Annotated in this window: 8 protein-coding genes; 7 read left to right on the forward strand and 1 reads right to left on the reverse strand. The window is 70.2% G+C overall.

Features of this window, described 5'->3' with window-relative positions; all coding sequences use genetic code 11:
- The first annotated feature begins 37 nt into the window (after window positions 1–37).
- The 4 genes from NQ160_RS14610 to NQ160_RS14625 are packed head-to-tail and all read left to right on the forward strand — an operon-like array spanning window position 38 to window position 4100.
- Complete coding sequence (locus NQ160_RS14610; RefSeq protein ID WP_257515933.1) at window positions 38–1204, forward strand: hypothetical protein; 1167 nt, start codon at window positions 38–40, stop codon at window positions 1202–1204.
- A 49-nt stretch (window positions 1205–1253) separates the two neighbouring features.
- Complete coding sequence (gene hisD, locus NQ160_RS14615) at window positions 1254–2555, forward strand: histidinol dehydrogenase (RefSeq protein ID WP_257515934.1); 1302 nt, start codon at window positions 1254–1256, stop codon at window positions 2553–2555.
- A gap of 12 nt (window positions 2556–2567) precedes the next feature.
- On the forward strand, window positions 2568–3044 hold the full coding sequence (gene nrdR, locus NQ160_RS14620; RefSeq protein WP_257515935.1) for a transcriptional regulator NrdR: 477 nt from the start codon (window positions 2568–2570) through the stop codon (window positions 3042–3044).
- A gap of 27 nt (window positions 3045–3071) precedes the next feature.
- Window positions 3072–4100: a quinone-dependent dihydroorotate dehydrogenase gene (locus NQ160_RS14625; RefSeq protein ID WP_257515936.1), complete on the forward strand. Its 1029-nt coding sequence runs from the start codon at window positions 3072–3074 to the stop codon at window positions 4098–4100.
- A 10-nt stretch (window positions 4101–4110) separates the two neighbouring features.
- Here the strand turns inward: NQ160_RS14625 and NQ160_RS14630 are convergent, their stop codons facing one another.
- Window positions 4111–4683: a DUF3043 domain-containing protein gene (locus NQ160_RS14630; protein WP_374113660.1), complete on the reverse strand. Its 573-nt coding sequence runs from the start codon at window positions 4681–4683 to the stop codon at window positions 4111–4113.
- A gap of 50 nt (window positions 4684–4733) precedes the next feature.
- Between NQ160_RS14630 and NQ160_RS14635 the strand changes: the two genes are divergently transcribed.
- From NQ160_RS14635 to ctaC, 3 genes are all read left to right on the forward strand, one after another.
- Window positions 4734–6128: a dipeptidase gene (locus tag NQ160_RS14635; protein WP_257515937.1), complete on the forward strand. Its 1395-nt coding sequence runs from the start codon at window positions 4734–4736 to the stop codon at window positions 6126–6128.
- A 78-nt stretch (window positions 6129–6206) separates the two neighbouring features.
- On the forward strand, window positions 6207–6572 hold the full coding sequence (gene erpA, locus NQ160_RS14640; protein ID WP_257515938.1) for an iron-sulfur cluster insertion protein ErpA: 366 nt from the start codon (window positions 6207–6209) through the stop codon (window positions 6570–6572).
- 157 nt (window positions 6573–6729) lie between these two features.
- The coding region (gene ctaC / locus NQ160_RS14645; RefSeq protein ID WP_257515939.1) for an aa3-type cytochrome oxidase subunit II at window positions 6730–7595 on the forward strand (866 nt) is incomplete at its 3' end.

Consider the following 7595-nt stretch of genomic DNA (forward strand, 5'->3'; position numbering starts at 1 on the left):
TGACCGCGCCTCCGGCGCGACGGCGAAGGGATGAACCGTGACCGACGAGCGGCTCGACGAGAACACCGTGAACACCCCCGATCACTCCACCGATGCCGCGGATGCCACAGCGCATTCCGCGCCCGCGTCCGCCGGTGCCCCGCCGCAGTACGGCGTGGGTCCGTTCTCGGTGCGCGAAGTGGCGCTCCTGGCCGTCTGGCTCGTGGCGTTCATCGTGTCGTTCTTCTCCCTGTACCGCGACGAGCTCATCGGCGACGTCGGGGGAATCGGGGGCTCGGTCTGGAACTCGGGTCTGGACTGGATCCTCACCATCGGCGTTCCCACGGTGGCGGTGTTCCTCGTGGTCCTGCGCCGCTTCTCGCCCGACGGCATCCGCCGCGTCGGCTCGCTCGGGATCGATCAGTTCGCCTCGGTGGCGTTCTCGGTCTCCGCCGTCGTGTGGCTCGCCGCGCTGTGGACCAACGTGGTGCGTGGTGTGCAGACCGATGTGTGGCTGAGCAGCTGGGTCGTGTGGGTCGAGTTCTTCCTGATGCTCGCCGGCGTCGTGCTCACCGTCTTCGCCCCGCTGCTGCCGACGCTCTCTGAGGACTTCAAGTACCGGCGTGAGATTCCGGCGCACCGCAACGCCCGGCCGTTGCGGCCGGTTGTCGCCCGCCCGGCCCCGGAGCGTCCCGCCCCGGCCGCCGACACGGCGCAGCCCGCCGACGCGGCCTCCGGCACTGCCGGAGCGCATGCCGCCGGCGGCTACGGCACCGATGCGTACGGTGCAGGCGCGTACGGTGCAGGCGCGTACGGTGCAGGCGCCGCAGCAGACACGGCCGCAGCCGGCACGAACGCGCGGGACACGGGCGCCTACGACACCGACGCCTTCGGTGAGAATCCCGACGTCGAGCGCTCGCTGGACGACCAGCCGCTCGCCGCAGCAGACGAGACCCCCGCCGAGTCCGACGCCGAAGCGGATTGGGCTGCGGCCGTCGTCGTCGAGGAGCCCGTCGTGGTCTCCGGCGGACCGGTGAGTCAGGCGTTCTGGGCTCTCGTGCCCGTCGAACGCGACGTCGTCGATGCGCAGGGGGCGCCGCTTTTCCGCATCGGCCCCGACGCGTGGGCGCTCGTGATCGAGGACCGGGGCGAGGTGTTCGTCGTACGCCACGAAGACGGGCGCGTCGGATACCTGCACGACGTCTCGGACGTCACGCGGGGCTGAGGCCCGCAGCCCGGCCGGCGGCCGGGGGAGGGGCCGGTAATCTGGTGGGATGATCCGTACGATCGACCTCCGCGGCCGCACGCTCACCTCGGCCGAGTTGCTGGCATCCGTCCCGCGCGCTCAAGCGGCGCGAGCGGAGGCGCTCACGACGGCGGCTCAGATCGTGCACGACGTCGCCTCCCGCGGCGAGGCCGCGCTGCGCGAGCAGGCGGAGCGCTTCGACGGCGCGTCGGGTCACGCCCTGCGGGTTCCTCAAGATCACGTCGACGAGGCCATCGCCTCGCTCGATCCGACGGTGCGTGCAGCACTCGAAGAAGCCATCCGCCGTGTGCGTGAAGCCTCTGCCGCGCAGGTCCCGCCTCCGTCGGCCGTCGAGCTGTCGCCCGGCGCCCGGGTCGAGCAGCGGTGGCGGCCGGTCCGTCGCGCCGGCGTGTACGTCCCCGGCGGCAAGGCCGTCTACCCGTCGAGTGTCGTGATGAACGTGGTGCCCGCTCAGGTCGCCGGCGTGGGCGAAGTCGCCCTCGCGTCCCCGCCGCAGCGCGAGCACGGCGGCCGGGTGCACCCGGTGATCCTTGCGGCTGCGGGGCTCGTCGGGGTGACCGAGATCTACGCGATGGGCGGTGCCGGCGCGATCGGCGCGTTCGCGTACGGGGTTGCGTCGATCGGGCTCGAGCCGGTCGACGTCGTCACCGGGCCGGGCAACAACTTCGTCGCGGCTGCCAAGCGCGCCGTCGCGGGCGTGGTGGGCACCGATTCCGAAGCCGGCGCGACCGAGATCCTCATCGTCGCAGATGACAGCGCCGACGCGGTGCTGGTCGCGATGGACCTCATCAGCCAGGCCGAGCACGACGAGCAGGCCTCCGCCGTGCTGGTGACGCCGTCGGAGTCTCTCGCGACCGCGGTGATCGACGCGGTCACCGAACGCGCGTCGCGCACCCGGCACGCGGAGCGCATCGCCCAGGCGTTGTCGGGCCCGCAGTCGGCCGTGGTGCTGGTCGACGACATCGCCGCCGCCACGGCGGTGAGCAACGCCTACGCCCCCGAGCACCTCGAACTGCACCTCGCCGACCCCCACGTCGACGACTTCGTGAACGCCGGGGCGGTCTTCGTCGGCGCCGCGTCGCCGGTGAGCCTGGGCGACTACCTCGCCGGGAGCAACCACGTCCTCCCCACCGGAGGTCAGGCCCGCTACGCGGCGGGACTGTCCGCGTCGACCTTCCTCCGCCCGCAGCAGATCATCGCGTACGACCGCGCCGCTCTGGCGGAAGTGGCCGATGGGATCGTGGCGCTCGCGACGGCCGAAGACCTCCCCGCGCACGGCGAAGCGGTCACCGCCCGCTTCGGGCGTTAGTCTGTCGGTGCCATGCACTGCCCCTTCTGCCGCCATCCCGACTCCCGCGTCGTCGACTCCCGCACGAGTGACGACGGCCTGAGCATCCGCCGCCGACGCCAGTGTCCCGAGTGCGGCGGGCGGTTCTCGACGATAGAGACCGCAAGCCTCAACGTGATCAAGCGCTCCGGCGTCATCGAGCCGTTCAGCCGCGAGAAGGTCATGTCCGGCGTCCGCAAGGCGTGCCAGGGCCGGCCGGTCACAGAGGGCGACCTGGCGATCCTCGCCCAGTCGGTCGAGGAGGCGATCCGCCAGACAGGGTCGTCGCAGATCGACACGAACGACATCGGGCTGGCTATCCTGGGGCCGCTGCGCCACCTCGACGAGGTGGCCTACCTCCGCTTCGCCAGCGTCTACCAGGCGTTCGACTCGCTCGAGGACTTCGAGACCGCCATCGCACAGCTGCGTGCCGACCACGCCGCGGCCCGCGCCGCCGTGCACGCGGACTGACCCGACCCCCGCCGCAGGTACCCGACGATGTATCCACTTCTCTTCCGCGCCGTCCTCACGCGTCTGGACCCCGAGACCGCGCACCACGCGGCGATGACGGTGATCCGCACGCTGGGGCTGCGGCCCTTCGCGCCGCTCGTGCGCCGGTTCACGCGTCCGGCGCCGCAACTGCGCACGCAGGCGCTCGGCCTCACCTTCGATTCCCCCTTCGGAGTCGCCGCGGGTTTCGACAAGGACGTCACCGGGGCCGCAGGGTTGTGGGCGCTCGGCTTCGGTCACGTCGAGGTGGGCACGCTCACCGCGATCTCGCAGCAGGGCAACCCCCGCCCGCGGCTCTTCCGCCTGGTGCCCGACCGGGCCGTGGTCAACCGCATGGGGTTCAACAACCACGGCGCCGAGGCTGCGGCATCCCGCCTGCGCGCCCTCCGCCGCCGCAAGCGGCGAGCGGTGCTCGGTGTGAACATCGGCAAGAGCCGGGTGGTCGACGTCGCCGATGCCACCGCCGACTACGTCACCAGCACTCGTCTGCTCGCGCCGCTGGCCGACTACCTCGTCGTGAACGTGTCGTCGCCGAACACGCCGGGCCTGCGCGGACTGCAGGCCGTCGAGACCTTGCGACCCCTTCTCGAGGCCGTGCGCGACGCATCCGGGAGCACGCCACTGCTGGTGAAGATCGCCCCCGACCTGCCCGACGACGAGATCACTGCGATCGCCCGCCTCGCCGTCGAATCCGGGCTCGCAGGCATCATCGCGACGAACACGACCATCTCCCGCGAGGGGCTCACGAGCGACCCCGCGGTGGTGGCGGCAGCCGGCGACGGTGGACTGTCCGGCGCGCCCTTGAAGAAGCGTTCACTCGAGGTGCTGCGGGTGCTCCGCGCAGCGGTTCCGGCGACCTTCTGCGTCATCTCCGTCGGGGGAGTGGAGACGGCGGCCGACGTGCGCGAACGACTGGACGCCGGTGCCGACCTCGTGCAGGGCTACACCGGGTTCCTGTACCGCGGGCCGCTCTGGGCGCGGCAGATCAACCGCGGACTCGCCCGAACCGCACGCTGACGCGCAGCGATCAGACCTTCGCGCCGCGCTTCACCTGGGGCTTGGGCAGACGCATGAAGCGCATCTGTATCGTGCGCATCGCGGCGTACCAGCCGAGGCCCTTCTCCATGCGCGTGCCGAAGCGGTCCTTCGCGACCTTCTTCACGCGGATCGAGGTGATGATCATGTCGCCGATGACGAAGAGGATGAAGATCCAGAGGCCGATGAACGACCAGTAGGTGACGGCGGCGATCGGGATGAACGTCAGCACGATGACCAGCAGCATCATCGGCATGACGGCCTCGCCGAGGTGCCACCCGGCGTCGACGAAGTCGCGGGCGAACTTGCGCTGCGGACCCTTGTCGCGCGCCGGCAGGTAGCGATCCTCGCCGTTGGCCATGCCGATGCGGGCCTTCTCGCGCGCCGCGGCGAGCTCCGCCTTCGCGCGCGCCTTGGCCTCCTTGGTGTCGGCCACCAGCGGGCGCTTGCGAGCCGCCTCGCGCTCGGCGCGCGACGGCGTCGGGCGGCCCTTGCCCGAGCCCACCTGCTCGGCGGGCGTCGTCGTCGACGTTTCCTTCGGCGCGGAAGCGGGGGTGTTGGCCACGGGAGGATCCTCTGGATAGCGGGAATCGGGTTCACTCTAAGATTACCCGCATGAGTTCCGACCTGTCCCGCCCCGAGGCCGTGCGCGCCGCGGCCACCGCCGCCGTGCCCGCCGCCCTCGCCGACCTGGGCGCGCTGGTGCGCATCCCCTCCATCGCCTTCCCCGGTTTCGACCCCGCCGAGGTGCGTCGCAGCGCGGAGTCCGTCAAGCAGCTCGCGGAAGGGCTCGGCATCTTCGAGCGTGTCGAGGTGCGCGACGCCGCGATTCCCGGCACGGACGAGCGCGGGATGCCGGCAGTGCTTGCGACCCGTGCCGCCCGCAACGGCCGCCCGACGATCCTCCTCTACGCTCACCACGACGTGCAGCCGGTCGGCGACGAAGCGCTGTGGGAGACGCCGCCCTTCGAGCCCACCGTCCGCGACGGCCGCCTCTACGCCCGCGGCGCCGCCGACGACAAGGCCGGGGTGATGGCGCACATCGGCGCGCTCCGTGCGCTCACCGAGGCGCTCGGCCCCGACTTCGACCTCGGGGTGGCGCTCTTCATCGAAGGCGAGGAAGAGGCGGGCTCCCGCTCGTTCGCCGCCTTCCTCGAAGACAACGCCGACGCATTGCGTTCTGACGTGATCGTCGTGGCCGACTCCGGCAACTGGGATTCGCGCACGCCCGCGGTCACCGTCTCGCTTCGCGGCAACGCGCGCTTCACGCTGACCGTCCGCACCCTCGACCACGCCTCCCACTCCGGAATGTTCGGGGGAGCGGTGCCGGACGCGATGATGGCCACGATCAAGCTGCTCTCGACACTGTGGGACGCCGAGGGCGGCGTCGCGGTCGCAGGTCTCAGCCACCGGGATGCCGAGACTCCCGAATACGGCGAGCAGACGCTCCGCGAAGAGGCCGGGCTCCCCGAGGGTGTGTCGCCGATCGGCGACGGCACCATTCTCAGCCGCATCTGGAACAAGCCCTCCGTGACGGTGACCGGCATCGACGCGCCGAGCGTCGTGAACGCGTCGAACACCCTCAGCCCGGAGGTGTCCGTCGTGATCAGCGCCCGCGTGGCGCCCGGCCAATCGGCGCGCGATGCATACGAGGCGCTCGAGGCGCACCTTCGGGCGCATGCGCCGTTCGGGGCACAGCTCACCTTCTCGGACGTGGACTTCGGCGACGGGTTTCTCGTAGACACGGCGGGATGGGCCGTCGAAGACGCCCGCGCAGCCCTCGAGGCGGGCTACGGCGTGCCGCCGGTGGATATCGGGGTCGGGGGATCGATCCCGTTCATCGCCGATCTCGTGCGCGAGTTCCCCGAGGCGCAGATCCTCGTCACCGGAGTCGAGGACCCGCACGCGCGGGCCCACAGCCCGAACGAGTCGCTGCACCTGGAAACCTTCCGCAATGCGCTGGTCTCCGAGGCGCTCCTGCTGGAGCGTCTCGACGCCAAAAGCCTCTGACCCGGGCCGGCTCTCGGGGGACGCGCGTAGAATCGTGGCATCCAGCCGCCCCCGGCGGCCCGACCCAGGGGAGACCCCATGACCGACACCGCACAGCCTGTCGCCGAGGTCGTCCGCGACCACGGCGTCTCGCTCACCGACGCCGCCGCCGCCAAGGTCAAGAGCCTGCTCGACCAGGAGGGCCGTGACGATCTGCGTCTGCGGGTTGCCGTGCAGCCCGGCGGCTGCTCGGGCCTCATCTACCAGCTCTACTTCGACGAGCGTTACCTCGACGGCGACAAGACCGTCGACTTCGACGGCGTCGAGGTGATCGTCGACGACATGAGCGTGCCGTACCTCGACGGCGCCATGATCGACTTCAAGGACACCATCTCGGAGCAGGGCTTCACGATCGACAACCCCAACGCTGCAGGCAGCTGCGCATGCGGAGACAGCTTCCACTGATCTGAAGGTTTCCGGCCCCATCGTCCGGCGGTTCCTGCGCTGATCAGCGCGGGAAAACCGCCGGACGACGCGTATGTGGACCTGGGTGGTTGGCCTGAATCCGGTGTGACGTTGCCCTAGACTTAGCTGGTCATACCCGCGTCCGGAAAGGTGCACCGTGCGATCAAAACGCCGCCTACGCTGGGCCGCCATCCCGTTGGGAGCAGCCACTGCAGTCACGCTGGCTGCGTGCTCCCCGACGGAGCTGAACGGCTATCTGCCCGGCTTCGAGGACGGCGGCGCTCCGGCGACCGACCGTGTGGAGATGGTCTCCGGACTGTGGACCACTTCCTGGATCGTCCTCCTGGCCGTCGGCCTCGTCACGTGGGGCCTCATGGGGTGGGCCGCCATCGCGTATCGCCGCCGTCGCGGGCAGACCGGCCTGCCGGTGCAGATGCGCTACAACATGCCGATCGAGATCCTGTACACCGTGATCCCGCTGATCCTCGTCGTGGGGTTCTTCGCCTTCACCGCGCGTGACCAGACGATCCTCGAAACGCAGTACGAGGACCCCGACGTTTCGATCACCGCGATCGGCAAGCAGTGGTCGTGGGACTTCCAGTACAACCCCGACGACGGCGACACCGACGAGTCCGTCTGGACGATGGGCGTGCAGGCGAACGCGGACGCGGTGGGCGACATCGACCAGGCCGCGCTTCCGACGCTGTACCTGCCGGTCGACAAGACCGTCAAGATCCAGCTGCAGTCGCGCGATGTCATCCACTCGTTCTGGATCATCGACTTCCTGTACAAGAAGGACATGTACATCGGCAAGGACAACTACTGGTCCTTCACGCCGACCCGCGAAGGAACCTACGCCGGCAAGTGTGCCGAGCTCTGCGGCGAGTACCACTCGATGATGCTCTTCAACGTCGAGGTGGTCAGCGAGGCCGAGTACGAGGAATACCTCGAGACGCTGCGCGCCGCCGGCCAGACCGGTGACATCAACGACGCTTACGATCGCCTGCAGAACCTGCCGGGCAA

The sequence above is a fragment of the Microbacterium sp. zg.Y909 genome, assembly GCF_024626565.1.